This window comes from Candidatus Solincola tengchongensis, assembly GCF_015711935.1.
Taxonomy (GTDB): Bacteria; Actinomycetota; Geothermincolia; order Geothermincolales; family RBG-13-55-18; genus Solincola_A; species Solincola_A tengchongensis.
Map to the genome: position 1 here is coordinate 15,360 of NZ_JACVJJ010000016.1, position 26,547 is coordinate 41,906.

16 protein-coding genes and 1 tRNA gene are annotated in these 26,547 nt (G+C 62.5%); 6 read left to right on the top strand and 11 right to left on the bottom strand.

All coding sequences use genetic code 11. The features are described 5' to 3' along the window. The first annotated feature begins 220 nt into the window (after positions 1-220). Positions 221-502 (top strand): HU family DNA-binding protein, encoded by a 282-nt coding sequence (locus H7007_RS00710; RefSeq protein ID WP_287152566.1) that lies wholly within the window; start codon positions 221-223, stop codon positions 500-502. A gap of 396 nt (positions 503-898) precedes the next feature. Next, positions 899-975, top strand: a tRNA-Lys gene (locus tag H7007_RS00715). Positions 976-1,532: 557 nt separating this feature from the next. Here the strand turns inward: H7007_RS00715 and H7007_RS13630 are convergent. The 3 genes from H7007_RS13630 to H7007_RS00730 all read right to left on the bottom strand — a co-directional run bounded on the left by H7007_RS13630 (position 1,533) and on the right by H7007_RS00730 (position 6,059). Continuing rightward, a complete protein-coding gene (locus H7007_RS13630; protein WP_287152567.1) occupies positions 1,533-2,624 on the bottom strand; it encodes a 4Fe-4S binding protein in 1,092 nt (363 codons plus the stop codon). Between the two features lie 296 nt (positions 2,625-2,920). Continuing rightward, positions 2,921-4,936: a S8 family serine peptidase gene (locus tag H7007_RS00725; protein ID WP_287152568.1), complete on the bottom strand. Its 2,016-nt coding sequence runs from the start codon at positions 4,934-4,936 to the stop codon at positions 2,921-2,923. 127 nt (positions 4,937-5,063) lie between these two features. Then, complete coding sequence (locus tag H7007_RS00730) at positions 5,064-6,059, bottom strand: uroporphyrinogen decarboxylase family protein (RefSeq protein ID WP_287152569.1); 996 nt, start codon at positions 6,057-6,059, stop codon at positions 5,064-5,066. 772 nt (positions 6,060-6,831) lie between these two features. Here H7007_RS00730 and H7007_RS00735 point away from each other — a divergent pair. From H7007_RS00735 to H7007_RS00745, 3 genes are all read left to right on the top strand, one after another. Then, positions 6,832-7,425: a hypothetical protein gene (locus H7007_RS00735; protein WP_287152570.1), complete on the top strand. Its 594-nt coding sequence runs from the start codon at positions 6,832-6,834 to the stop codon at positions 7,423-7,425. Next, positions 7,422-7,763: a cupin domain-containing protein gene (locus H7007_RS00740; protein WP_287152571.1), complete on the top strand. Its 342-nt coding sequence runs from the start codon at positions 7,422-7,424 to the stop codon at positions 7,761-7,763. Before H7007_RS00735 ends, H7007_RS00740 begins: the two co-directional genes overlap by 4 nt. Positions 7,764-8,158: 395 nt before the next feature. After that, positions 8,159-9,739 (top strand): acyl-CoA synthetase, encoded by a 1,581-nt coding sequence (locus tag H7007_RS00745; RefSeq protein WP_287152572.1) that lies wholly within the window; start codon positions 8,159-8,161, stop codon positions 9,737-9,739. A gap of 23 nt (positions 9,740-9,762) precedes the next feature. On the opposite strand, the gene H7007_RS00750 is transcribed toward H7007_RS00745, so the two are convergent. The 4 genes from H7007_RS00750 to H7007_RS00765 all read right to left on the bottom strand — a co-directional run bounded on the left by H7007_RS00750 (position 9,763) and on the right by H7007_RS00765 (position 19,676). After that, the gene (locus H7007_RS00750; protein WP_287152573.1) at positions 9,763-10,662 is read right to left on the bottom strand and encodes a metallophosphoesterase; all 900 of its coding nucleotides are present in this window, start codon (positions 10,660-10,662) and stop codon (positions 9,763-9,765) included. 138 nt (positions 10,663-10,800) lie between these two features. Then, the gene (locus tag H7007_RS00755; protein ID WP_287152574.1) at positions 10,801-14,076 is read right to left on the bottom strand and encodes a sensor histidine kinase; all 3,276 of its coding nucleotides are present in this window, start codon (positions 14,074-14,076) and stop codon (positions 10,801-10,803) included. 826 nt (positions 14,077-14,902) lie between these two features. Beyond that, positions 14,903-15,400, bottom strand: coding sequence for a nitroreductase family protein (locus tag H7007_RS00760; protein WP_287152580.1), 498 nt, complete (start codon positions 15,398-15,400; stop codon positions 14,903-14,905). 34 nt (positions 15,401-15,434) lie between these two features. Beyond that, complete coding sequence (locus tag H7007_RS00765; protein WP_287152575.1) at positions 15,435-19,676, bottom strand: HEAT repeat domain-containing protein; 4,242 nt, start codon at positions 19,674-19,676, stop codon at positions 15,435-15,437. 383 nt (positions 19,677-20,059) lie between these two features. Here H7007_RS00765 and H7007_RS00770 point away from each other — a divergent pair, with 383 nt between their 5' ends. Continuing rightward, a complete protein-coding gene (locus tag H7007_RS00770) occupies positions 20,060-20,725 on the top strand; it encodes a DivIVA domain-containing protein (protein WP_287152576.1) in 666 nt (221 codons plus the stop codon). A gap of 288 nt (positions 20,726-21,013) precedes the next feature. On the opposite strand, the gene H7007_RS00775 is transcribed toward H7007_RS00770, so the two are convergent. From H7007_RS00775 to H7007_RS00790, 4 genes are all read right to left on the bottom strand, one after another. Continuing rightward, complete coding sequence (locus tag H7007_RS00775) at positions 21,014-22,597, bottom strand: thiamine pyrophosphate-binding protein (RefSeq protein ID WP_287152581.1); 1,584 nt, start codon at positions 22,595-22,597, stop codon at positions 21,014-21,016. Positions 22,598-22,606: 9 nt separating this feature from the next. Continuing rightward, positions 22,607-24,430: a thiamine pyrophosphate-binding protein gene (locus tag H7007_RS00780; RefSeq protein ID WP_287152577.1), complete on the bottom strand. Its 1,824-nt coding sequence runs from the start codon at positions 24,428-24,430 to the stop codon at positions 22,607-22,609. Between the two features lie 529 nt (positions 24,431-24,959). Next, positions 24,960-25,880 carry an SDR family NAD(P)-dependent oxidoreductase gene (locus tag H7007_RS00785; RefSeq protein ID WP_287152578.1) on the bottom strand — a complete coding sequence of 307 codons (921 nt, stop codon included), beginning with the start codon at positions 25,878-25,880 and terminating at the stop codon, positions 24,960-24,962. Beyond that, on the bottom strand, positions 25,855-26,301 hold the full coding sequence (locus H7007_RS00790) for a PaaI family thioesterase (RefSeq protein ID WP_287152579.1): 447 nt from the start codon (positions 26,299-26,301) through the stop codon (positions 25,855-25,857). Before H7007_RS00790 ends, H7007_RS00785 begins: the two co-directional genes overlap by 26 nt. Positions 26,302-26,547 lie beyond the last annotated feature (246 nt).

Consider the following 26,547-nt stretch of genomic DNA (forward strand, 5'->3'; position numbering starts at 1 on the left):
CCTCTCTGCCTCGGGTTACGCGTACCACAGACGGATCCTTTCCCCTTGTTCCCGCCCCGCTTCCAACGTCACTTTCCGACGGTTTTTTCGTGTTTTCGGCCATTTTCCAAATATAATCCCGAAAATGGGCCTTTTTTCGGGTTTATTTTGGATAAATAAAGGAAAAAAGATTATGAAAGCGAATTATTCTATTGAAAATAAACGGAAAAGGAGGTGAACCATGAACAAGGCAGAACTGATCGACGCAGTGGCCAAAAGCACCAAGATGAGCAAAAAGGACGCCGCCGCTGCAGTGGACAGCACCATCGACATCGTCACCGGCGCGCTGAAGAAGGGTGAGAAGGTCACCCTGGTGGGCTTCGGCACCTGGGAGGTGAAGAAGCGCGCGGCGCGCAAGGGGGTCAACCCGAGGACGGGGGAGCCCATCAAGATCAAGGCCACCAAGGTGGTGTCCTTCAAGCCCGGTGCGGCCCTGAAGAAGGCGGTATCGGGCAAGAAGTAGAAACGTTCGCACCACGCCGAAGTCGACGGAAGCATCGCTCACCTAAAGCCGCCCCGCAAGGGGCGGCGAATCTTTTCCGACCTGAGGATTCGAGCGGCCCACGTCATGTGCGCGAAATACTTGTCACGGGATGATGGCAGTGTTTAAAGAGGTCGATTTTCCAACCGCCTTGCCTTCTCCGAAGGATCAACGGCCTGGCTAAAAAAGCTCCGTTAGACCGTAGACGGTACCGTGTCTTTTCGGTTTTCGCTTTCGGGTTTGAAGGCTTTTTACATGGCGCCCGTCATCCCGGCAAAACAAGCAAACAGAAGAACAAAGGGGCAATCTCCTGACGCTCCATTCAAAGGGCATGAACGGCTTGCGTTTTGCCCTGGCGAAACCCATAATATATCCCGTGCGCCCGTAGCTCAATTTGGCAGAGCAGGGGACTCTTAATCCCAAGGTTGAAGGTTCGAGTCCTTCCGGGCGCACCACTGTTTGAAGGGCGATGAGGTTCCCGCGTTCGTACGTCCCTATCCGATGCGAACAGCGCACACCCCGAGTCCGGCAGTGGAATCCCTGACGGCGGCGGGCACGCTCCTCAGCCCGTAAGTCCGTTGTATAGGCGTCAAAATGCCGCCGCTTCCCCTCGCCCTCCGCGACCACATGGCTCACCGTGCGCGATGAGGAAGTGACGGGATCTCGCCCGCTCCCGTATTTTCGCTATGAAACCCCGCGCCCGGCAATATGGTCATCGGACTCTCCACAGGTTACGGCGTTTTTCCGCCCCCCTCTCCGAATCCAGCACCAACCCTCGCTCTTCCCCAATGGAATGACGAGGATACGGCGCAGGTACCGTCGTAGCCCCAAATCCAACGATCCGTCGGGTGGTTCTCCGCGAAGCCGCAAGGACAAAGGAAGGTAAAAAGCCTGTCACATAGGGACAGCCGGCGTTTGAGGGGCAGAGAGACAACCCGGCCATGAGCTCTCCGAGGTAGTCGAAAAGGTCTCGTAACCCACGCGCCGGTCCCGGCAACCTAACGACGCTCTCTCAACTCGGTTTGCCGAGACCGCCTCCACGCTCCACGCCCTTCCTTTCCAGGATGGCCAGGCCCATGTCCACCACGCGCTCGAAGGGTTCCTCACGGTCCTCCCGGAGGACGACGGAGATGGCCTCCGCGGGACAGGTCCCGGCGCACAGGCCGCACCCCAGGCACCTCTCTCGGTCCACCACCGCCGCCTCCTCCTCCACCCGCACCGCCCCCACCGGACAGCGCCCCACGCAGACCCCGCAGGCGGTACATTCCTCCGCGTCAACCACCGCCTCGAATAAAGCGTTGAGGAAATACCGCTTATCCATACCCCTCTTGGTGATCCCCTTCATCGAGGCGCAGCAGCAGGGGCAGCAGTTGCAGATGTTGGAGAGGTGCTTGGTGTTCACCCCGGCATGGATGAGGCCCGCCTCGTCCGCCTGGCGCAAGATCCTCAACGCTTCCTCGGCGTCGATCTCTCGCCCTATCCCGTTCTCGATGTAATACTCTGCCGCGGCGCCGAAGCTCAGACAGGTCTCCCTCGGGTAACCGCAAGCCTCCCCCGTCATGGCGGCCTCCTTGCGGCAGATGCAATCGGCCACCGAGATGACACGCGCCCTTTTCACCTCCTCCACCAGGTCCAGGTAAGGAAAGGCGGTAAGAGGGGCCTGGACGCGCTCCCCGATGGGAAGGACCTTGAACCCGGGGATGCCGCTGGCAGCCATTTCCATCATATAGGCGGCCTCGTAATATTCCCGGTAAAGGGATGCCAGCTCCTCGTCCATCTTCTCCACTGAATACTCGTAGAGCCCGATCATGAAGGGAGCCGTGTTGTAGAGGGTGCGTCCTCCCCTGCGGGTTCGAAAGACTAGCCCTTTTCTGGACATGTCCTCCAGCTTTCCCGACACATAGGCCACGTCCATCCCGCATCTTCCGGCTATGGTCTCGGCATCCTCGGGCAGCGGGGAGAGGTGCACCGCCATCTCCGCTTCTTCCTCGCTGAAAAGCCTCTTCAGGATACGGAGCTCCACCCCGCTGGAGGTGGAGGGGAAGCCGAGAGGCATACGATCGAGAAAATCCCACAACTTACGATACACCTCGTCCCCGCTCACCTTTATCCCCCTTCCTCTCGGTGTGGATTCCCGCTTCCTCTACCCCCTGACCTCAGGTTGGCCACCTTCAAACGGGCGGCCCGAGGTATCACCGCCATCCTCTTGACGATGCCTGTCAATGCCAGTTAGTGAAATCCCCGCACGTTCTCCCTGCCCGGTGTGCGAGGTCCTTCTTCCCAAGAAACCGCTCTCTGTATCTCCGCGGTTTCCGCTCCCCCACCGCGGAAAACCCGGAATCCCGGCGCAAGAGGTGCCCTTGCGGAGGCCGCTCCCGGTCAAGGCACGAGGCCTTTCCATCACCTTCCCTGGATTATGAGAGCATAGGGTTGCGGTGCCATGGGTACGTTCCAGGCCTTCACTTCCACCGTGTATTTTCCGGGCCTTCCGTTCACCTCGATGACCACGCGCTCCGTGTTGTTCAGCGGATCCCTGGAGTGCCTTCCGTTCGGATAATAGGACTCTCCACCCGGACCGATGACCCGAAGATCGAGGTCGTTGACCAGGCGCATGCGGCTCTGGGGGAGAGAGGGATAATCCGTCCAGGCCAAAGTGACCCTCAACTCGCTCATGGATTGCACATCCACCCGGTATATCCGCGTGTCCCCCATCCGCAATCCTCTCATATCGTCCACCAGCTTAAGCCAAGAGAGACTCTCCCCCGTCCATGATCCGTCCGGTCTTCCCCACCCCTCGATGGGGTTGGGAGCGCGCGGCACCTCCGGGTTCTCCTCACCGTACTGCCCCGGGTACAAGTCCTGGGCCATGTTGATTAGGATGGCTTTAACAAGTGCCGCCGAGGGCTCGTTTCCTGTGCGGGAACGGACGGCAGCTCTCAGGAGAGCGGCGTCACCGGCCAGGAGTGCGGCGGCAAGGCTGGTCCCGAAGGCCCTCACGTACGCCCCTCCTCTCCAGCGCACCGGAGCCGAGGACCCGCCCTCACCTCCCGCGGAAATCAAGGGAATCCCGGTGGCCGGTTCCACCAGGTCCGGTTTTATCCTCCCGTCGTCGGTGGGCCCGCGGGAGCTGAAGGCCGCCATGCCGCTGCTTTCCCCCGTGGAAGCGTCACCCGCGCTCTCGCACCCCCCGACGCTTATGACGTTCTTCGCGCAGCTCCCACCCAGTATGCTCCCCGTATCCACGCGGCCGTCTCCGTCCTGGTCCGTTCCCTCGTTCCCCGCCGGCTCCACGAGGAGCATGTCCTGACGGCTCCAGGCGAAGGCATCCCTCTGCGAGGAATACGTTCCGTATCTGGTCAAAGATTCCCTACCCTCAGGTACGCTCCCGCTGAGGAAGACCCTGGCCCCACGGGAATAGGCGTCCTCCAGAAGCGAGAACATGGACACCGGGAATTGAGGGATTCCCATGCCGTACCCGGTGAGATAGAGGATAGCCCTGAGGGGCCTGAACATGGGTTGCCGCTCATCGAGCGTATCCCCCGCCAAGAGGACCATCGTCGTCGCCGTGGCGTGATCCGAAAAAACCGCGTCACCGGCGCCGCTCAGGTTGATCGGACCCGTCAGCCTCTTGGTAAACCATTCGGGCATGACCCCCCCGGAAGGCGGCTCCTTACCGGTGTCCGAGACGGCCACGCTCTCCGGATTTCCGCTTGGCTTAGTGGCCGAGGAACCGCTAGCGCGCGCCGTCCTCACACTCTCCGACGCGTCCATCCCGCCCCTCCCGGATATCCACGTGGAGGGAAGGGTACCGGCTCCGGCGAGGTCCAGCCATTCCACCTCCGGCATGGCCGCGATTTCCCTCAACTCCTCCACGGGAAGACGTAGGACGACGATCCCGCACCAGGAGTCCCCGCCCCAGGCGAGGACCTCCACAGGCATTGCCTGAAGGGATTCCATGACCTGCCCCAACAGGTTCGCGTCGTAGACCTGCGCCAGCGCCGTTACCTCCCCTCCCTGCACCAACCGCAACTGAAGCGCCGGCGAGATCTTGTAATAAGGCTGGTAAAGGCCGGACCAGAAGACGAAGCTCAACCCCTTGATTTTTGAGTAGGTCCCGGCATCCATAGCCGCGAGCACGGAATTGTAGGCCAGGTAACCCCTCGGCTTCGCTCCGCGCCCTTTCATCTCCTCCAGCCAGTCCTCCCTCACCTGGCCCGCGAACTGTAGCAGGAAAAGGGCCTCCTTTCCGCCCCCTGGAGGGTCGACCCTGAAGGCGGGCGGGAGCCCGTGGGGGTCGAAAAACCGCGGATAGATGGCCCCGTTCACGAGAAGGATGGGAAGAGTTTGAGACTCCAAGGCTCTCACGGTCTGCGGCTCACCGAAGAATAGGATGGCCAAACAGAGGACGGCTACCAAACCTGCGGTCCTCCTTCTTTTTATGCGGTGAGGTCCTGCGGATGCGAGGTGGTGCCCGGGATTGTCGAGGCCACCATTCCACCGCGGATGTGGATTAAACGCTTTCCCGCTTCGACCGCCCATGTCCTCAGAAACCTTCCAGAGGTTTCCAGTTCCGAGTTTCCTCCACCAGCACCTCGATGTTCTCCGGCGGCGCGTCCGCCGGGAGAAGGCATCCCGTGGAGAGGATGAAATTGGGGTAGCGCCGCATGGAACGCAATATCCGGCGCGTTTCCCAGCGCACTTCCTCCTCGCTCCCTCCCCTCACGGTGCGCTCACCGTCCAGGTTTCCCATGATCAGCACACTCCGAGGCAACACCTCCGCCGCACTTGCGGTCGCCGTTTCCGGATCCAGCAGAATACCCTCCATACCGATGAAGCCCATGTCCTCCAACAGCCGGCTGACGTCGCCGCAGACATGGTAAAAGCAAGCCGCCCCCGCCGATCTCACAATGCCGAAGAGAGCCTTGAGATATGGCCTGTAGTGCCGAGCGAAGGTGCGTTCCGGAAGCCTGCCTGCGGCCGGGTCGACCACCATCACCAGGTCGGCCCGCGAACCCAGGGCGGCGGCATAGGAACCGACCACCGCGGTGGCGAAACTCAGAGCCTCCACCAGATCCGCCTCGGTTTCTATCTGGGAGGCCCAACCCTCCTCCCCGGCCAGCCGGTCGAGGAGGGAAAGGGGACCGGTGGCGAAGGCCCCCCAGAGGACGTCATCCTCGATCGCAAGCTCCTCCAACACCTTGAGGAAGACGGGCATCCTACCCGCGCACTCCGGATCCGGGGATTCCAGCTCTAGGAAACGCTTCAGTCTGGGGAGGTCTTGTCTGGGGAGGCTCGGCGGCCGTTCGGGGTGAAAATCGACTTCCAGCCCCAATGCCTCGGCCTCCACGGTCAGATCAAGAAGGGAAAAGACCACATCCGGCCGGAACCGCTGTTTGAAAGAGCGCAGCGCCTGCGCCTGGATCTCCGCCTCTCGAGCAGCATCGCCGACGGAGAACCCCGCCAGCCGGGCAGCGACGGCTCCCCCCTGCAGGGCGACCATGCGCCGGCCTCGGCTCAGGACGAGGTCGAAGAGGTTCATGTCCCCCCTCCACTCTTATGTCTTTCCGGAAAATTCATAACCCTTCCGGACTTTCTTCAGCGCCGTCGGCCGAGAGTATTCCTCCCGTCAAGGACTTTGTAGAAAATGATAACTTAAGGACCATCTTGAGGCTATTTCTGCGACCCGTGCGCCTCTCAACGGTGTCGTGGGCCGATTCGCGAGGACCCAAGCGGGGCGTCACGGAGATCGAAGCCCTGGCGGAAGAAAGGGCTTTTTCCTCACTTTTCGGTTGGAGCGATTGTCGAGACGCAAGCCCCTTGGGCTGCAGCGGGAACAGAGTATGCTCCCCGGGGTGGATAGCTTTCCGCACAGAGGGCAGTAACGACCCGTGTTTTCGATCATATACCCTGCCGGCAAGTTATTCACACCCCGTCTTATCAACTGTTGACCTCCCCTGGTTTGGGATTCTTTTCGCTCCGCCTACCCACTCAGGACCATCCGGTGAACTGCTGCAATGCGCGTCTCACCAGATAAATAAACCTCCGTCAGGTGGCCTTTGATTGCACGTTCGTCGACCCGGCATCGGACATCTGGTGGAATTTCGCTTTTTCCCAGCCCTTTTACCCGAAATGGCGCAAGGGATTGACGCCCCCGCTTTCCGAACAAACCGGTTTTTCGCCGTCATCGAGCTACGGGTCACCCAGGAAAGCGGATACACTTGCCCAGGTCCAGCGGCGTAAGTGGTAAAATCTTTCCAAAAAAAATCATGCGCATGAAATGAGCAAGTGGTATTCACGCAAGGGGACTTGAAGTGGAAAAGGGCAGAAGCAACCGGCTGATTTCAGTTTCCAGGGCGCATGTTGGAGGAGCAATGGTGGTCCTGGGCTGCCTTTTATGCATGGTCTCCGCGTTATTGGCTCCCTGGTCCAGAGCCCAGGCCAGGTGGAAGAAAATACCTTTCCTCGGCGAAGTGGATCTCGGCTCCGTCACCGGCAGGCTAACGGACAACGCCTCCCTCGCGGTGATTGCCGTGATCCTCTCCATCGCCGGGATCGCCTGTGTAGCCTGGAAGTCCAAGGGATGGCTCGCAGCCCTACTGACTTCTGTCCTCCTTATGCTGGTGTTCATAGCCTATCTGGTGGGCATCACCACCGAGGCTTACGAAACTTTGGGTTTTTACAAGCGCCTGCTGGATCTCCTGCGGGGTATACCTTACCTGGGAGCCGTGGCTGGGTGGATTGAGGAGACGGTGAGGCAGAACGTGACCTTCACCGTAAAGCCGATGGCGGGATTCTATCTATTCCCCGCCTCGGCCCTACTCATTGCCGTGGGGAGCCTCGTCATGCGTGCCCGTCCCGGAGAGTCGCGGGAAGCCGAAGGGAGATCCTGTATAATGGCCTCATGAAAGTGGTTCACTATACCGAGGTGCCGGCGGAAGACCCGGGCGGGGAGACCAAGGGAGTAACCGTCCGCTGGCTGATATCCCGAGATGACGGGGCAACGAATTATTATATGCGCATCTTCGAGGTCGCTCCCGGGGGTCATTCTCCACTCCACCGCCATCCCTGGGAACACGAAGTCTACGTCCTTTCGGGGGAGGGTGAGGTGATCGGCGAGGGCGGAGCGGCAGCGTTGAGGCCGGGCACCGCCGTCTTCGTCCCCGGAGACGAGCTGCACCAGTTCAGGAACACGGGAGAACAGCCCCTGCGCTTCATATGCACCATTCCTTCCTCCGGGGCTTGAGGAAAAATGGGAAGCTTTGCGGCGACACCGGTCCTGAGAGAGCACAGGACACCGGCGGACTGATGCAAAAAGCCCTTTGAGAAGGCGATGTCGGCAAATTAAGGTTCTCCTCGGTCAGGGAGACTCTATTCCTGAAGGGAGGGCACCGTGTCTTCATTCCTTGTGGAATTGGCCTTGACCGCCGCCACCACCTCATCGGGCATGGCTCGCACCGCCTAAAGCCCGCCTCGATCAACGCTCAGAGCATCGGATGAACGCGAAGGACGCGCTGAGAACCGGATGTGGCGAGGGCATATCTTGCCTTTCCCGTGTGTTGTAAAGGTTAAGGAAAGGGAGAGACGTACCGGGAACCCGAGCAGGGAGGGGGCCCCGGGGAGACCTGGAGGGGGTTAGAGATGGAACTTGAGGAGATCAGGCTGAGCAACATGCGGCAGCTGACCATCGGGGAGATGGTCTCCCGCAACGCGTCCAAGATGCCCGGCAGGGAGGCCGTGGTCTTCGAGGGCCGCCGCTACACCTACCGGGAGTTCGACTCCCGCACCAACCGCCTGGCCAACGCCCTCATCGGCCGCGGTTACGGCAAGGGCGACAAGCTCGCCCAGCTCCTCTTCAACTGCAACCAGTTGTTGGAGAGCTATGTAGGCATGGCCAAGATGGGAGGGGTTAGCGTACCCCTCAACTTCCGCCTCAAGGCCGGTGAGATACTCTATCAGCTGGAGAACAGCGAATCGCGGGCTCTCCTCTTCGGGGAGGAGTTCATCCCCGTGGTGGAGGAGATACGCGCCGCCGCGCCGCAACTCGACTATTTCTGCGTGGGGGACAACGTGCCGTCTTTCGCCAAGTCCTACGACGAGCTTCTGGAGGAGGGCAGCGAAGCCTACCCTGCAGTGGCCGTAGAGGACGACGACCCGGCCTTCATCATGTACACCTCCGGCACCACCGGAAAGCCCAAGGGGGCGGTTCTCACCCACAAGAACCAGCTCATGAACGTCATCAACTGCCTCTTCGAGCTCTCCAAGGAACTTCCCTGGCTGGATCATGAAAGGGTGCAGTTCGTGGCCCCCCTATTCCATGAGGCGGCCCTGGCCCTGGCCCTGGTCACCCTTTACGTGAGCGGAACCCTGCTCATCCTCCGTTTCTTCGAGCCCGACAAACTCATGCGGCAGATAGAGGAGGAGGCGGTCACCGTGACCTTCATGCCCCCGGTGATGTCCACCTTCGTCCTCAACTCCGTGGACGTCAAGGCCTACGACACCTCCAGCCTGCGCGTCCTCATCTCCGGAGCGGCCATCTTGCCCACGGAGACCCGCAGGCAGTTGAACCTGGCCTTCCCCAACGTCCACCTCTTCGACGCCTTCGGTCAGACGGAGATGAGCCCGGTTACCACCATCCTCAAGCCCTCCCAGGCGGAGAGCCATCCCGCGTCCGTGGGCCAGGCGGTCATCAACGTGGAGATACGCGTGGTGGACGACGAGGACCGTGACGTCCCCGTCGGGGAGGTGGGGGAGATCGTCTACCGTGGTCCCACGGTCATGAAGGAGTACTACCGTGATCCGGAGGCCACAGCCGAAGCCTTGCGAGGAGGCTGGTTCCATTCCGGGGACATGGTGCGTATGGACGAAGAGGGCTTCGTCTACGTGGTGGACCGTAAAAAGGACGTGATCATCTCCGGAGGGGAGAACATATACCCCGCGGAGATCGAGGACGTTCTCTACAGGCACCCCAAGATCCTCGAGGCGGCGGTTATCGGGGTATATGACCGGGTGTGGGGAGAGGCGGTCATGGCCGTGGTGGTCCCCAAACCGGGGGAAACCCTGACCAAGGAGGAGGTCGTGGAGTGGTGCGCGCAGCACCTGGCGGGGTACAAGAAACCCAAATACGTGGAGTTCATGGATGCCCTACCGCGTAACGCGGCCATGAAGGTGGTCAAGGGAGAGCTGCGCGCTCTCTACGGGAAAGCCATCCGTTACGATTGAGCGAGGGCGGCTGGACCCGCGTCTCAGGTAAGACCGCGGCCGAGGAAGTCCTCCTCCTCGAGGGTGTGGATGACCTCCAGGCAATTTTTTACCAGATCTTGGTACTTCTGCCTGTCGCCCCCCAAATAACCCACGGGGCAGCGCACCGCCCTGACGTTTCCCACCAGGATGTCCCTGCGGTCGTGGATGTGCCCGGATATGGATATGGTCACTTTGGGGTGGGAGGAGAGGATACCCCCCGTCTCACGGGACCCCGTGAAGGGTATCCCCTCCACGGAAAGCTCCACGAAAGGAGGGTAGTGAGTGACCACCACTATCTCCCTTACCGACGAGTCTCGGCTAAGGGCCTCAACATCCTGATCCAGCCGGAGGTTGAACTCCCTGGCTACCTCCGCATCGGCCCTCTTCGCCGGGCCACCCCCGGCCTGGGTAAGTGTCGCTATGTCCGCCCAGCAGGCCCAGCGGTTGTCGTTCCACACACTGTCCAGCAGGTAATGATGTTCGCGGGGGAAGGCCATGCCCGCATCCCCCGCGCCGAGGGGAGAATCGTACCAGCCTATGCTTCCCGCAAAACCAACACCCCTGCACACCACGGGCTCCATCCAGAGGGGTACGAAGTCGTTCCGGCGACAGGCCTCGGGAAGGTAGAAGTAGTACTTCTCGTATGAATCGTGGCCTAGCCCCTGCATCTCCTCAGAGAGGACCCAGATGTCCTGATTTCCGGGCACGAAAAGCTTAAGTCCTCGCAGGCCGGAAAAGCAGTCCAGGGCATATTCGAGGTCACCGATCTCCGGACTCACGTCTCCGGCGAGGACGAAGACGTCCGGGTCCACCATCTTCAGCACTTCCGCCAGGTAAGGGACCAATTCCCAGTTGCGCTGGGAGATGTCCACGTGCAGGTCGCTGGTATAGGCGATTCTCAATACGGCCTCCCCCGCTGCGCCCGGCCGGTCCTGCCCCCTCACCACTCCGGCCGCGCAGCAAACTCCGCCCGGTTCAGGCTCCCGTAAATACGCCCCACCTGTCGGGACGAGTTCCTTTCAAGAGTATCCGCCCCCTGCTCAAGCCCGAAGGGCGTTCGCGGAATAGCCGGTTCCGGAGATGCCTTCCTCGGGTTGAGGTATCCTGACGATGAAGGTGGAGCCCCTGCCGTGCCCGCTGTGGACCTCGATTCTCCCTCCCAGGGCCTCCACGAGCCGGCTGACGATGTACAGGCCAAGCCCCATCCCTTTCATGGCTCCCCATTCCTGGCCCTCTCCCTTGCGGAAGGGTTCGAAGATGAGGTTCAGACTCTCCTCGCTGATCCCCGGGCCCTGGTCTCTGACCCCGAGCAGGGCTTCCCCGCCTTCCTTCCTGGCGAAGACCTCCACACGCGTTCCGGGTGGCGAATATTTAACCGCGTTCTCCATGAGGTTGAAGAGTACGATCTCCAGTTTGTCGCGGTCAGCCAGGAGCAAGCGTGCTTCTTCCGCGACGTCCAGCTCCAGCATGTGGACCGAATTGCGAGCCCGCAGCTCCTCCGCCAGTTCCTCGAGCAGCTGTCCGACGTTCACCTCCTCCAGGTCCACATGCAACTTGCCCGATTCCAACCGGGAGATCTCCATCATGTTGACCACGCTGCGCCGCAGACGGTCAGCCGCTTTGCCCAGTTTCTCGATTATCTCCCGGCTTTCCGCCGCGTCCAGCCTGTCCCGGTAATCGCGCAGCACCTCGGAAAAGCCCATGATGAGGGTCAGCGGATGCCTTATCTCATGAGAGGCCAGGTTGATGAGGTCGGTCTTGGTCCTCAGCTTCTCTTCCTGGCGGCGGCACATGTCCTCGAGGAGCCGTACCCTGGACTGCAGGCCTTCCGTGCGCAGCGGGGTGGAGAGAGCCTCTCCCAGGATCCTGGCGGCGTCCTCGATGAGGCTCGCCTCCTTTTCCCCGAATGCTCCGCTCCTCTCGCTTCCTACCAGCAGGAAGCCCTTGAAGCCCTCGCCGGCGAGGGAGAAGGCCAGGTACGACCTTATCCCCCTTCTGGCCAGGAGGTCCTCCCCCGGTTCCTGGAAGAAGGCGTTGAGGTTCCCGCGGGCTAGGCGGCCCGTCCGGTAAAGGTTCAGGGAGATCCAACCTTCGCCATCGGCGACCTCGTCCAGGAACTCGCCATCCAGCGCTCCTTCTTTACACCAGCCCATCTTCCTGACCCCCGTCTTTCCCTGGAAGGAGAAGACGGCGAGGTCCACCCCCATTCGCTCCTCCAGCTCCTGATAAAAAGCCGCGCATGCCTCCTCCACCGTGGTGGAAACGGCCAGGCGCCGCACGATGTCCAGGAGAGCCCGGGATTGAGCGGCCATCCCCTCTCCGCGCTCCCTCTCCCGGAAGGCCTCCATAACCGTGGCCGCCTGGCCGGCCAGGAAGTATGCCAGCCGTTTCTGGTATTCCATGAAATCCCGTGCCCCCGGGAAGCGCTCCAGAAACAGGGCTCCGAGCACCCCCCTCCTTCCGGACAGAGGTATGGCCAGCCGCGTGAAATCCGCCGCCAGCCCATCCGTTTCCCCGCCGGCCGACTGGACCAGATACCCCTTTTCCAGGGCCTCCACGAGTTCCCTTCTTGCCAGGAGCGTGACGTCGGCTTCCTCCATCCCGTTTCCGGTTTCCAGTATCCCTCTGAAAGTGCCGGTTTCCCTGTCCATGACCACGACCAGGGCGCGGTCGCATTCGAGCAGTTCCCTCGATCCCCGGGCCAGAACGCGCAGCGCTGTCTCCAGGTCCTCGCAGACCGACAGCTCGCCTTCCAGTTCCGCCAGCCTCTCCAGGGCCCTCCGGTAACCCGCGGCGAGAGCCCTCTCCTCCACGCTCTCGGACAAGCCGAGGGCCATGTGCAGCAGGGCCGGGAGGGCGTCGATCTCCGCCTTGGTGAGGCGGGCATCGCTTCCCAGGTAGAACCCTCCGAGCAAGAAACGTCCCTCGTGCCTCGCGGGCACCAGTAGGAGCGTCAGACCCTCCCCCATGGCTTGCTCCGCGGCGGGCATCTCCCGCATCGCCGGGTTGTCGGGCCTGACCACCGCCATGCGGCGGAGGCTTGCGGCGGTGCGCTCCAACCCCGGCGTGGTGCGGAAGAGTTTCTCCCCTCCGTAAACGGAATCCGAGAACCACAGAAAATCCCTCTTGCCGTCCTCGTCCCTTCCCATATAGGCAAAGGACATTCTGGAAGATATTTCCAAAGATATGAGGCGGAGGCAGGAAGAGACGAAATCCCTGGCCTCCGGAGACTGGCGCGCCAGGCGGGCGAAATCCTCGGCTAGGGAATACACCCCGGCTCCACCCGAGGGGCGAGCGCGTGCCGGTCCCATCTCCTCCCCGGCGAAAAGGTCTCCCAAGCGATGCGTCACCCGGGCCAAAAGGTCCATGTCCTGCTGGCCCATGGCCGTGTAGGTTCGGCCGAAAAGGGTGAGGAGTCCGACCAGGTGTTCGTCGAGGAAGACCGGGGTGAGGAGAAAAGATTTCACCTGGTTGGCGTGGAAATAGGGCTTGACCGCAGGAAACGCCTCGCTGATGCGCCCGGCATCCAGGCTGAATTCCCCCTCCACGGAGCTGCGCATCTCCTGCAGATAATCCAGAAGCCCGTCCTCGAAGAGCTGCTCGATGATATCCGGCATCCCACCCCATCCGCGGGAGGCCACCAGGATCGTCGACCTTTCACCGCCCGAATAGCGCACGCGGTGTATGGTCCCTCCCTCCATGTTGAGCATCTTGATCAGCAGGTCCAGGCTCAAAGAAGCGGCCTGCACCACGTCCGCCCTGGCGATGAGGTAGTCGGAGAGGATGCCCAGCTCGACCTCCGGTTCGCCTACCCTTTCCCTTACCTCCTCCATCCTCTCCTCGGCGGAGAACATCTCCACCAGCTTCTCCAGGACCACGCTTATCGCCGCCGCTTGGAAGGACTGGGGGTCGGGAAGGGCCCTCTCCCGCGGCACGCTGACCACCAGAGCGGCTCGCAGATAGGCATGGCTGCGGATGGGGAAGACGATGAGCCTCTCCTCGCCCCCCCGGACCAGCTCGTCCAGGCCTAACTCCGAGAGGGCCCTGCTGTCCATGGCCAGGAAGCGGCGCGCAGGCTGGCGGGATATCCATTCCACCGGAAGGAACCTTCCGCGCAACGCTTCCCGCTCCCTCTGTACCAGGTTCCACGTAAGCCTGGGCTCGAGAAGCGACGAAGAGGGGCGTCTAGAGAAGAGGATGGCCCTCTCGCCGCCCACCGCATCCACAACGCTTCCCAGGACCTCCTCCAGGGAAAAGCCCTCGGAATACCTCCTCAGCACCTCACGGTAGAAATCCACCGCGTCCTTGAGCTCCATCGAAGACCCGCCTTTCCGCACGAACCGCTCAACCGCCACCGCCAAAGGGTTGTCGTCCGCGACCGAGAGCAACCGAGCGTACGACAACCTTTTCTCTATCTATAAATATTTAACCTCCGAACTTTCAGTCCTTCCCCTGTCTTCCCCTTGGACTGTCCGGCCTATCGAGGCGGGAAACGTGGATGGCTTTCGCCGCCCTCACTGGCCGATGTCCTCACGCCCTGCGGGTTGGAGTCTTTCCTGTGCGCTTCAGGCGAGGGTGGTAGTGGATCGCGACATGATTCAAACCCTATGGTCAGGCGGAAGCCATGGGTTCCTCTTCCCTTTAGGTCAAATCCCCCTCGCAACTCCTTCAACCTCAAGCAGTGAAAGTGTCCGTCCTTCGGAAATACCCGATTGTCCGAGCGTTCCAGGAGGTCGCCCTTCTCGATTATACCCCACGCGGCGGGCCCAATGCTCCGAGTTTGTGCTTCAAGGGCCGGGGAACGTATCGCCGGCTCGGGAATGGGCCTCCCGTACATCCCTGCCCGCCACCCTTCCAGGCCAGGCGGCATCCCCCTCGTTTAACAAGCAGGAGATGGCCCTGCGCATCGGCCCTCAGAGGATGATTCTCAATCTTCCCCGGGCAAGGAGAGGCATTATTACGCGCCCCTCTCAGGCTTTCCTAAAACGGGAGCCGGCTTACGAGTCCCCGTTACGCCTATCTACCCCGAGTTTCACCGTGGCCTCGGCTCGCAGGGAGACCCTTTTCGGAGCAAAAAGGCGAAAAGTGAGCGGGGGCTCTCGTCAATCCGTTCCTGGAGCAAACGGGGCAGCTTCCGGATGGTCAGTAACGTCTATATATGAGGTCATCGAGAGCTTTGCGTTCCCCACGGGCAGGTTCCTCGGCCGGATGTCCGACGGCTACCACGGCCATGAGCTCGAACTCTGGAGGCGCCTCCAGCAATTCCCTGACCCTGTCTTTCTCGCGCAGGATCTCGCCCAGCCATACGGCGCCCAATCCCCTGTCGTGCGCCGCCAGAAGGATGTTCTGGATAAAGGCACCCACGGACATGACGTCCTTGTCCCGGTCATAGGATGAGGAGTGGTCAAGAAAAACGGCGATGAGCAGAGGCGCTTTCTCGACGATGGAGGAATAGCGCGTGCATTCGGCAATCTCCGCGGCCTTGGAGCGGTCCTCGACGAGTATCACCCTCCAGGGCTGGTTGTTGAGTCCGGAGGGAGCCCACCTGCCCGCCTCAAGCAGGGCCAGCGTGTCCTCCTCCCGGAGAGGCCGGTCCAGGAACCTTCGTATGCTTCTCCTGCCAAGGATGGCCTCTCTCACTTCCAAGGACGGCACCCCCCGGCGCTGGCCTGGCTCACTCCAGACCCCGCAGAAGCTCCTCCAGCTCCTTGGAACCCTCTACATCCTGGAGTATGATGCGGGACATCTCTCTGACCTCTGCATCCCTGTCTTCCAGCCTTTCCCGCAGCACCTCCTCTGCCGCCCGCGCCACCTCGGCCAACTTGTTCCACTGCCTGGTGGCCATGAAATAGAGGGCTCTCTCGCGGTCGTTGCCAGGTGACCAGCCCAAGCGCTCGAGGGATGCCGCCGACTTGGCGCGCACGTCGGCGTCCTCATCGGAAAGAGTTTGCACCAGATACTGGCTGGCTTTGGCATCCCCCATCTTGCCCAGCGCCCAGGCGGCCCTGCTCCTCACCTCCCCGTCCGAATCGCGCAGTGCGGATACCAGTGGCTCAAAAGCGGCGGCATCCGCCAAGGTGCCCAGGACTGAGACCGCCATTCGTCTCTTCTCCGCCTGCGTGTCGCGAAGGGCTCGCGCCAAAGGTAGCACGGCCGGCTTTCCCAGACGGGCGACCTCTTCCCACCTGCCGTCCCGGATGAGGCTCTGGGCGAGTTCCTCCTCGTCCCCCGACTTCCAGCCCAAATCGGCCAGTATTTCGCGGGCTTCAGCGCGCACTTCCTCCCTCCGGTCGTGAAGCAGGTTGCGCAGCGAAGGCACCGCCGGCAACCCGATCTCCTTGAGGATAAAAGCCGCCTTCCGGCGATCGCTCCTCTCCCCGCTCCTCAGGACCTCCACCAGAGGGAGCACCGCCTCCTCGCCCAGCTCGAGCAGCTCCTTCCAGCGACGCTGGGCGATAAGGGCCTCGGCAATGGACGCGCCCCTACCGGCCGCCGGCACGTACTCCTTTTCCGCCGCCATAACGGGGGCCTCCTCGACAAGGCCTTCCGCCGCGGGCTTGGACACCTCGACTTCCCACTCCGCCTCTACCCCCGGAGCGGCAGCGGCCACGGGCCCCCCGACCGGTACCCCGACCTCCGCCTCCGGCGCTTCCGCCGGAACAGCTTCCGCCGGAATGGCCTCCGGAACCTCTTCCTCGCTTGAAACCGCCTCCTCGCCCACCGATGGCGCGGCCAGGGCCTCCACCTCTTCCGCGGTTACGGCGACCTCTTCCATCTCGTACACGGCAGCCGCTTCCTCAGCCGCAGAAACGGCCTCCTCGGCCACGGCGGCCACCGCCTCCTCCGGCCTCCATCCCAGCTCCTGCAGGGACCGGGAAACGGCCTCCCTCACCGCCTCGTCGGGGTCGTCCAGATGACCCAGGAGCGCCTCCACGGCCTCCGCCTCACCGATCTTCCCAAGTGCTAGGGCCGCTTTCTCCCGTACCCGCGCCTCCGTGTCCCCGAGAGCCGCGGCAAGAGGCTCGAGAGCCCTACGATCCCCTATCTCCCCCAGCGCCCAAGCGGCTTTCATGCGCGTTTCTCCGTCTCCGACGGACAGGGCCTCGATGAGGGACTCCACGGCCACGTCCCCCATTCCGGCTAGACGGTCCCACTCCCGTTCGGCTATGAGCCGCCGCACCTCTTCTTCCTCTGTGGGCTTCCAGCCTAATTTTTCCAGTACCAGGAAGGAGACCCGCCGCACGTCCAGGTCCTCGTCCTCGAGTGACCGGACCAGGGCATCGATCGCTTCCGGCTCCCCTATCTCTCCCAGAGCCCAGGCGGCCTTGCGCCGGACCTCCGCGCTGCCGTCAAGCAGGGAATCGATCAGCGCGGAGACGCTGCGGGGATCGCCTATGACCCCCAGGGCCCAGGCGGCGCCGCTGCGCACGGACTCGTCCTCGTCCCGGAGATGAGAGATGAGGGAATCGACGACGCGGGGATTCCTGATGACCCCCAGGGCCCAGGCGGCGCCGCGGCGTACCTCGGCATTCGGGTCCTCGAGGGCTTCCAGGAGGGCGTCCACGGCGTTTTCTCCCAGGGTGGCCACTTCCTCCCATTTGCCCTCCAAGATCAACTCCCTCGCCCTGGCGCCCGCCAGCCTCTCCTCCGCCGGGGCTTCCTCCGCTCCCACCAGCTCGGAGGGTTTCAGCCCCATCTTGGTCAGCACGGAGGCTGCCAGGGCCCGGGTCTTGGGGTCGTCGGACGACAGAGCCGCCTGCAGGGCCTCCAAGGCGGGCTCCCCTATCTTCTCCAGGGCATTGGCCGCCCTCCCGCTCACCTTTTCCTCGGGATCTCCAAGGGCCTTGATAAGGCAAGGTATGCACCTAAGGTCCTTTATCTCCCCGAGAACCCTGGCCGCTTCCTTGCGCAGCTCGTCACCTCCCTCCTGCAGGGCCTTGATTAGGGCATCGGTGCAGGAGGCGCCGATCTTCTTGAGTGACCCCGCCGCCTTCACCCTGACGTCCCTGACCGGATCCTCCAGCGCAGTCACCAGGGCATCAACGGCACGAGGGCTTCCGATCACTCCCAGGGCCCAGGCCGCTCTGGCCCGCACCTCTTCATCCTCGTCCGCCAGGGCGTTGATCAGCGAGTTCACCGCCAGCTCACCCATCTCCGTGACCTTATCCCATTGGCGCCTGGCGATGAAGTAATCCGCCTTTTCCTCCTCTTCGCCCGGTTTCCAGCCCATCTTCTCCAGCACTTCCGAAACCATGTGGTCCGCCGTCTCCTCGACCAGTGGCTCCCCAAGCACCGGGGCGGCTGATTCCAGGCTCATCTCCTCCAGCTCTAGCGGGCTCAGGAATGCCTCCTCTTCCGCCGCGGGAACCGCCTCCAATTCCTCTACTTCCGCCTCCCGCGCCTCCCCGGACTGGATGCGGGAGATTATCTCGCGGGCCATCTCGGCCACTTCCTCAACCTCCAACGCCCTGTCCAGGGAAGGCAGCGCCTGCTCGCCGAGTTCTCCCAGGGCCCAGGCCGCACCACGGCGCACGTCCTCGTCCTCGTCCTTCAGGGCACCGACCAGGGTTTCCGCCGCCCGAGGGTTCCTTATGGCCCCCAGGGCCCAGGCCGCACCACGGCGCTCCTCGACGTCGCCCCGCAGAAGGAGGTCCATGAGCGGCTCCGTGGCCAGATCTCCCATCTTCCCCAGGGCCCAAGCGGCGGCGCGGCGCACGTCCTCGTCCTCGTCCTTCAGGGCTTTCATCAAGGCGTCCAGGGAACGGGGGTCGCCTACCTCCCCCAGGGCCAGGGTGGCGCTGCGACGCACGAACCAGTCGCGGTTGCGCATGGCCTGAAGTAGGGCGTCCAGTGTCTCGGCATCGCCCATCTCCTTCAAGAGCAGTGCCGCCTCGCGCCGCAGCTCTTCGTCCTCTTCATCCAGAGCTTCCAGGAGGGGAGGCAATAACCTGGAGGAGTTCTCCCGGACCAAGGCGGCCACTCTGCTGCGGGTCTCCCATCCCTCCTTCTTTAGGGCGCGCAGGAGGTGAGGGAATGACTCCGCTTCGATCTCTGCCAACTTTTCCCAGTTGCGACTCACGAGGAGAAGATAAACACGATCTTCCTCCCGCTTGGGCTGCCAGCCGAGCTTGGCTAGGACCGCCGCCGCCAGGCGCCGGAGTTCCTCGTCGCCGCTGCTCAGATAAGACTCCAGCCCCGAAATGGCCTTGCGGTTGTTCAGGGAGACGAGAGCCGCCGCAGCCTCCCTTCGGACTTCCCTGTCCTCGTCCCGCATGGCTGAGATGAGCGGGTCGATGGCCGACTCGTCACGGATGACCCCCAGGGCTATGGCCGATTCCCTGCGGGTCTCGGCGTCCTCCACGGTGAGGTTGTTGATGAGATACTTCACCGCCGTCGGGCCCAGTTTCTCCAGGGCCCAGGCGGCCGCCCAGCGCACGTTGTCGTCCTCGTCCTTCAGGGCCTTGACCAGCGGACGGACAGCCCTCACGTCGCCGATGGAACCCAGCACCAGGGCCACCTTGGCCTTGGCCTCGCCGCTCTCGGTGCGCATGGCCTCGATGAGCGAGTCCACCACTGCCTTGCCAATCTTTTCCAAAGCCCAGGCGGCCTTCCACCTCACGTCGCCGTCCTCCTCGCGCAAAGCCTGAATGAGGGGCCGGGCCGCAGGCTTCCCTATCTCCCCCAGGGCCCAGGCTGCCGCCCAGCGCACGTCCTCGTCGGCGTCGCGCAGGGCCTCTATAAGAGGGGCCACCGCCCGCGCCCTCTTGAGCTTACCCAGAGCCAGGGCGGCGTTGATGCGGATGTTCACGTCGTCGTGCCGCAGCGCCTGTATCAGGCCGGAGACGTCACGCTTGGCCTCCAGCTTCTCGATGTTGGGTTTGATGAGCTTCCCTTTGGACGGCTTGAAGATTCCCAACTCAGATCTCCCCTTCGCCTTTTCCGAAATGGACACGGAGAACCTCTTACGGGACCAGGATTCTTGCCAGGTGCTCGGACCCGTGTACTATCCCAATCCACCCCAAAGTTATTATGTCAACTCTATGGTAAATAAACAACATACAGAATAAAATCTATTACTGGACGTGGCTGCGTTCAACCCCTTAGATGCGAAAAGGGCGAGAGGCGGTGTTGCAGGAAAGGGCTCGCCGGTTTTATAAATATATGGGCTAGTTCGTTGGGCCGCCGTGATTTACCGGCGCTTTCCTCTCGGGGAAGTGGTAAAAGGGAGGCGGAGACCTTATACTTAATTTCTAAGGCGTGAGGTCTCCACTGAGAGGGTACGGATCATCAAAGGAGGAGATGGTGATGGCGATCAGCCCCATGGACATCCACCTTAAGGAATTCACCGTGGTCACCACCGGGGGCTACGACAAGGAAGAGGTGGATTCCTTCCTCGACGCCGTGGCCGAGGAGCTGGAGAGGCTTACGGGCCGTAACCAGGAACTGGAAGAGATAGTGGCTGCTATGCGCCAGAAGGTGGCGCAGTTCGACGAGATGCAGAAGACCTTGCAGACCGCTCTCACCAATGCCCAGAAGAGCGCGGGCAACATCCTTCAGGAAGCGCGCAATCAGGCGGCCGCCATCATCAAAAAGGCACAGGAGAGGAGCGGGAGGATCCTTGAGGAGATGGAGAAGGAGAGAGAGCGCATACTCTCCTCCATAAACTCCATACGGGAGCAGATAATCGAGCAGATTCCGCGCATGAAAGAGCTCCTGGAAAAGAGCAGGTCACTCATCAACGAGTACGAGGAATATACCCGCAGGGCGGAAATCCCCGCGTCAAAAGAAGCCCCTTCTGAGGAGGCCCCTTCCGCCGCGGCGTCGGAGGTCCTCGCCGGGGAAGAAGTCGAGGAGCCGATAACCATCTCCGATGAAACGCGGCCGGAAGCGGAGGAGGCGATAGGAGCCGAAAAGGCCGCCCAGGAGGAGGAAGAGGAAGAAAAGGAAAAGTACGTCTGGGACTGATCGCCTGAAGTTAACAAGCCAAGGGCGCTTCGCATGCGGCATTCCGGCGGGGCGCCTTATTCATCTTCCGGCAACCCCGAGTCTCCTCGCTCCTAAGTTTCCGGGCTCGCACTTCGTTGGCCCGGAATCGCCCGCGAGAGTGGCATGCTGCGGATGTGTGACCCCATTTCCGTTCCTCCCGCCACTACAGGAACAGCAAGGGGCCGATTCCGACTCGCGCAGCCCACCGGGCACGATAACCGTGTTCAAACTACCGCAAACCGCTATTTTCAATCCAAACTCAGACGATCAACGGCTGCCCGCCTCGAAACCTGTGAGGTCGATCACGGCCGCCCTCCCGCTCTTCTCCGCCCTCTCCAGGGCCACCATCAACTCGGCGGGGGTAGAGGCCTCCTCCCCGTGCAGTCCGAAGCCCTCCGCCACCTCCCTCCACCGGTACCTCTCGCCGACCACGCATACCACCACCCGTATATCCTCCCGCCTGGCGGTATCCAGCTCTTGAATGTGATGCATCAGGGCCTCCGTGTCGCAGAGGGCCACAACCCTGTCCCGTGGCCGGGCCAGCTTAACCCCCAGGGCCATGGGAAGCCCGTAACCCGCGCCCCTCAGCCCCCAGGACCTGATCCGGGTGGCGGCGCTCCTCGCCGGGCAGAGGAGCGTACCCCAGTAACCGGCATCCTTGCCGTCCAGCACCAAATAGTCCCCGGGCCCCAGGTCCTCTCCCAGAGAGGAGATCGCCCGCCCGGGAGAGTTGCCTACGGCTTCCTCCTTCAGGGCCTGCACGTCGCGCAGATAAGCCTCACGGGCCTTCTCCCTCCACATCCTCCTCTCCCCGGGGACATCCCTCGCCGCATCGACGAGGCACCGGGCAATGGAGGCCACGTCCCCGGCCATGGCCGCGTCGCACTTCCCCAAAGCCCCCAGGAGCTCGGGCTGGGGTGAGGTCTGGATGACCTTTGCCCGCGAGAGGTCGGCCGCCTCCAGCACCGCCTCCTGTTCGGACACGGTGGCCCCCAGAAAGACCACCGTGTCCGCCTGACCGACCACCTCCTCAAGGCCCGGAAGCGCCGGGTGGCCGAGTATCCCGGCGAAGGAGGGATCGTCCCCTATGACGGCGGACAGGGCCGCCGGGGTGACGGCCACCGGAAGGGCGAGTCTTTCCGCCAGCGCGGAGACCGCCTCCCATGCCGACTCTCTGAGCACCCCCATGCCGGCCACCAGAAGTGGCTTTAAAGAAGTTTCCATAATGGCCGCCGCTTCGCGCAGATCTTCCGAGGCAGGATAGAAACGCCCCTCGAAACGGCTCCTACCGGGGGGCGGAATGAGTCGGCGCAGCTTCCGTTCCGTGAGCAGATGCGTCTCATAGAAAACGTCCACGGGGACGTCCATGTGCACGGGCCCCTTCTCCCCGGACATGGCCTCCCGCAGGGCCCGCTGCACCAGCCGCGGTATGCGCTTCCAGCTGTAGGCGATGCAATGCCATCGCGTTACACCGGCCATCATCTCCGCCTGGTAACAACCCTGCAGGGATTCCTGCGCCGGGTACATCTTCCAGGTCTGCACCTGAGGGGATATGGAGAATATCGGGACATGGTCCGCCCAGGCGCCCGCCGTCCCCGCCGCGGAGTAGATGATCCCCGCCCCTACCGTGGAGATTATCACCGCGGGCCGCCCCGAGGCCCGGGCATATCCGTCGGCCATCATGGCCCCTGCGGCCTCGTTGCGAGGCACCACCAGCCGGAGGCCCGGATAGCGGCCCACGGCGTCGAAGAGCGGAAGCACCTGGCCGCCCACGATGCCTATGAAGTGCTCCACACCTTCCTGGGCCAGGGTGCGTGCCACCAGGTCTCCGCCGTTGAGCAGGTACACCATCCTCACCCCCTACCTCAAGTCCCGGTCGAACATTATGTTCACCGCGTACTTGGCCCGGTTCACCAGGCGCCAGTCTATCTTCATCTTGGGAATGCCCAAGGCCCGTAGGGGATTGACGCGCACGCCCTCGAACTCGCCCAGCGCGAAGCTGGCCAGGGTCTCCGGGAAGCAGTCCGGGTCCACGAGAACGTCTACCACCGCCGGCCCCCCTGCCTGCATGGCCTCACGCAGCGCAGGGGCGATATCCGAGGCGCGGGAGACCCTCCTCCCGTAACAGCCCAGGCCGCGGGCTACGGCGGCATAATCGATATCCCCCAGGATGGATCCCACACGGCGGCTCCCGAAGAAGAGGTCCTGGGCGCCCTTGATCATGTTCCAGCACCCGTCGTTGAAGATCACCACCAGGAAATCCATCCCCAGGCGTCGGGCGTTTTCCAGCTCCTGCACGTTGTAGAGGAAGGACCCGTCACCCTGGATGACCGCCAGAGGCCTTAAGGGATCGGCGGCCCTTATCCCCATGGCCACGGGGATCCCGCAGCCCAGCGTGCCCATCCCCGCTGGGAAGAGGGCGCTCTTGGGCTTGTGCTCCATGCAGAACATCCCTGCCCACAGGGTGGTGTTGCCCCCGTCGATGACCAGAAAGGTGCCCGGCGGAACGGTCTCCCTTATGGTCCTGGCCAGGAACCCCTGGTGGATGAGCGGCCAGTTCCCATGGGCCTCTCCTTCTATTCGGGCACGCCATCTCCGCCTCACCTCCTGGAGGTGATCGAGCCAGCCGGTATGGGAAGGATTGGGCTTGACCGCTCCCTCCTCCACCAAGCGGATCATCTGGTTGAGGACCGCCCGGGCGTCTCCCAGGATGGATACCTCCACCGGGATGTTCAAACACATGTTCACCGGGTCAACGTCCACCTGGACGAAGCGGATGTCCGGGTTCCAGAAGGGGGGTTGCCCGAACCCCTCCAGGCCGCCCAGGGCGGCGCCCACCACCAGCGCGCAATCCGCGCGCTTGATGGCCCGGTGGAAGGCCTCGCCTCCCACGTAGCTCGGCCCTCCGATGTAATAGGGGTTGTCGCCGAGGACTCCTCCCTCGCCGGCCACGGTGGTGGTGGCGGGTACACCCAGCATGCGCACCAGCCGGTCCATCTCCTCCCAGGCCTGGGCGTGTATGACACCTCCACCGGAGACGATCAGCGGTCGCTCCGACTCCATTAGGAGCTTCAGCCCTTTTTCCACCAACTCCGGGTCTCCCTCCACCGCCTTGACCTCTAAAGGGCCCAAGCCCTTTTCCACCAGGGCCTCCAGTTCTCCCTCCGCCATGTCCCTGGATTCCAGCAGGACCCTTTCATCGATGTCCAGATGCACGGGACCGTGACAGCCGTTGAGGGCCTCGCGGAGAGCCTGACCCAGGGCCAACGGTATGTCTTCCCAGCCCAGCACCCGGCTGCTCCACTTGGTGAAGGCGGAGTAAGACTCACCCTGGGTGCCGCCGGGCAGCCTCATCTCCAAACGCCTGGACGAACGAACCGTCACCATGAGTAGGGGTATCTTGTCCGCCCACGCCGTGCCCAGGCCGGTAAAGGCGTTGACCGTCTCCGCAGGCGTGGAGCAGAGCACTGCCGCCGGGTAATGCTGGTAATAGGTGTTCCCGTAGGCCATGAAGGCACCGGCGATGTCCCCCAGCGGGGTGATGGTCTTCACCCCCTCCCGCTCCCGCAGGAGACGGAGTGTCTTCCCGAGCACACCGTCTTCTCTGCCCACCGCGAAGCGCAATCCGGCTTTTCCCAGGGCTCGAGCGAGCAGCTCCCTTCCTTCCACATCCATACCCGCCATCTCCGGGCCCACCTCCTGTCAATACGATTACTCAAATCTCTCGATCTCATGGTGTATACCCGTTATCAGGAGACTTAAAACAGAGGCCGTCTGCGGGGACGGCAGCGTATCGGAAAGGATACCGACTCCGTAGCCCCTGACGGGGGGTTCAACCCGAAGGGCCATTCGCGGGAGTGGAGCGTCCGGTCCGGGTGAACATTTCCTGACCGAGCAACCCGGTGGACTTCCCTTACCTCTCGACAGGAGGACGTCCTTCTGCCTTGCAGGGGCGAAGCTAAAGAAGCTCGGCCGGAGGCCTCTCCGCCTTGCGGCCTGGGGGAATCCACGAGGAATGCCCCTTTCCCGATCCGGCAAGGCGTTCGCAAACCCTTCAACAAGACGGGAAGACCGTGAAATCTCCCAGCACACCGCTATATGTCGCGCCCCCTTTCCGCCCGATGCGCAGTATGGCTTGCCGGAAGGCCTTGGGCATGCCCGCTGCCACGTTGGCCGTTCTTGCCCCCTCCTTCCGGCAGCCTCCGGCATCTCCTCATTCGCCCACCGGCCGAGAGTGGTCGGGACATGTGTCGTCGCGTGCGCGCATCTCACCACTCATGCCGCCTCTGCCGTACCAAGCCCGGGCCAGACAGAGGAGCGCTTTTCCGTAAAGGCCGCGGCTTATACGATGGAAGGCGTCTCCAAGGTGTACCTCCCAGCAGAGTGGGACCACCCCGCGGTTCTTCTCCACCGCCTCCACCACTTTCTCCGCCACTTTCTCCGCGTCGTAACGCCGGCGGGCCAGCAGTTTTTCGGTCCGGACTACGGACGCTTCATGGGTTTCCCCGGGAACGAAGGTGCGCTGCCGGGATGAACGGAAAATATTGGTAAGAATGAATCCCGGGCATATCACCGTCACCCCGATGTTGTGACGCGCCGCTTCTGCCCTCAAGGTCTCGGAGAAACCCACTATCCCGTACTTCGTGGTGCAATAGGGCACGGAGCCGGGAAGCGGGGCCAGGGCGAGACCTGAGGATATGTTGACGATATGACCGGCGCCCTGCTCGACCATGCGGGGATAAAAATAATGGCAACCGTTGACCACTCCCCGAAGGTTCACCCCCAGGATCCACTCCCAATCCTCCAGTGAGATGTCCTCGAAGAGCCCGCCCACCGAGACCCCGGCGTTGTTGCACAGGACGTCCACCCTGCCGAACTCCCGATAAACGTTCTCGCAGAAGTGTTCCACCTGTGGAGCGACCGAGACGTCCACTACCTGGGCGAACACCCGGACTCCGTAAGCCCTGAGTTCCTCCCGCACCCTCTCCAGGGCGTCTGGATCGACGTCCGCCAGGGCCAGGTCGGCCCTCCGGGAGGCGAAGGCCTTGGCGATGGCCTTCCCGATGCCGCTGCCCGCCCCGGTTACTACCACTACTTTATCGCTGAAACTATTCTTTCCTCTTGAGGCGTTCATCGATGGGATCCCTGGAATTCCTCACCTGCGTTTCGCCACTGCGTATCACGAAGACGGTGGTCATCCCGGCGGCCACCAGATTCCCCTCCTCATCCCTCACTTCCCCGTAGCCGACCCCCGTATAGCGCCCCTTGTGCAGGGCCTTTCCCTCCGTGTAAACAACCCCCTCCCTCACGTTGGAGACGAAATTTATCCTCTGGTCGAGGGTGACCGCCGCTTCTCCGGGGGAAAGGAGCGTGCCTACGGCAATCGAGCAGGTGGAATCGAGAAGCGAGGCCAGAACCCCACCGTGCAGGATGCCGTAAAGGTTCTTGTGTTCTGTTTTGATGTTCAAACGCAGTCTTGCCAGGCCCTCGCCCACCTCTACGACCTCCATCCCAAGATGTCGGTAATAGGGAGAGTTATTGAGAAGCGAGACCATACTCTCCTTCAATTCTCTCCAATCAGTACGGTTATCCATTTCCCGTCCTCTCCATAAAATCGAAGCCTTACAGGTCAAACCGGCTCAGACCCCTGCGCATGGCGAGCCGCACGCATCCCACACGATCCCCTCGAGAACTCACACGATCTCCTTGAGGGGGCGCACCTCTATGAGGTCCAGGTTGCCGAAGCTCAATGGGTACCTGCCTTCCTGGATACCCCTGATTATCTCAGTGACCCTGTCGTT

What these genes read in the sequence shown, in the direction of transcription:
- H7007_RS00740 (WP_287152571.1), top strand. Translation starts at nt 7,422, where the DNA reads ATGAAAGTGGTTCACTATACCGAGGTGCCGGCGGAAGACCCGGGCGGG.
- H7007_RS00775 (WP_287152581.1), bottom strand. Translation starts at nt 22,597, where the DNA reads ATGGTGTACCTGCTCAACGGCGGAGACCTGGTGGCACGCACCCTGGCC.
- H7007_RS00780 (WP_287152577.1), bottom strand. Translation starts at nt 24,430, where the DNA reads ATGGCGGGTATGGATGTGGAAGGAAGGGAGCTGCTCGCTCGAGCCCTG.
- H7007_RS00755 (WP_287152574.1), bottom strand. Translation starts at nt 14,076, where the DNA reads ATGGAGCTCAAGGACGCGGTGGATTTCTACCGTGAGGTGCTGAGGAGG.
- H7007_RS00745 (WP_287152572.1), top strand. Translation starts at nt 8,159, where the DNA reads ATGGAACTTGAGGAGATCAGGCTGAGCAACATGCGGCAGCTGACCATC.
- H7007_RS00710 (WP_287152566.1), top strand. Translation starts at nt 221, where the DNA reads ATGAACAAGGCAGAACTGATCGACGCAGTGGCCAAAAGCACCAAGATG.
- H7007_RS00790 (WP_287152579.1), bottom strand. Translation starts at nt 26,301, where the DNA reads ATGGTCTCGCTTCTCAATAACTCTCCCTATTACCGACATCTTGGGATG.
- H7007_RS00730 (WP_287152569.1), bottom strand. Translation starts at nt 6,059, where the DNA reads ATGAACCTCTTCGACCTCGTCCTGAGCCGAGGCCGGCGCATGGTCGCC.
- H7007_RS00770 (WP_287152576.1), top strand. Translation starts at nt 20,060, where the DNA reads ATGGTGATGGCGATCAGCCCCATGGACATCCACCTTAAGGAATTCACC.
- H7007_RS00785 (WP_287152578.1), bottom strand. Translation starts at nt 25,880, where the DNA reads ATGAACGCCTCAAGAGGAAAGAATAGTTTCAGCGATAAAGTAGTGGTA.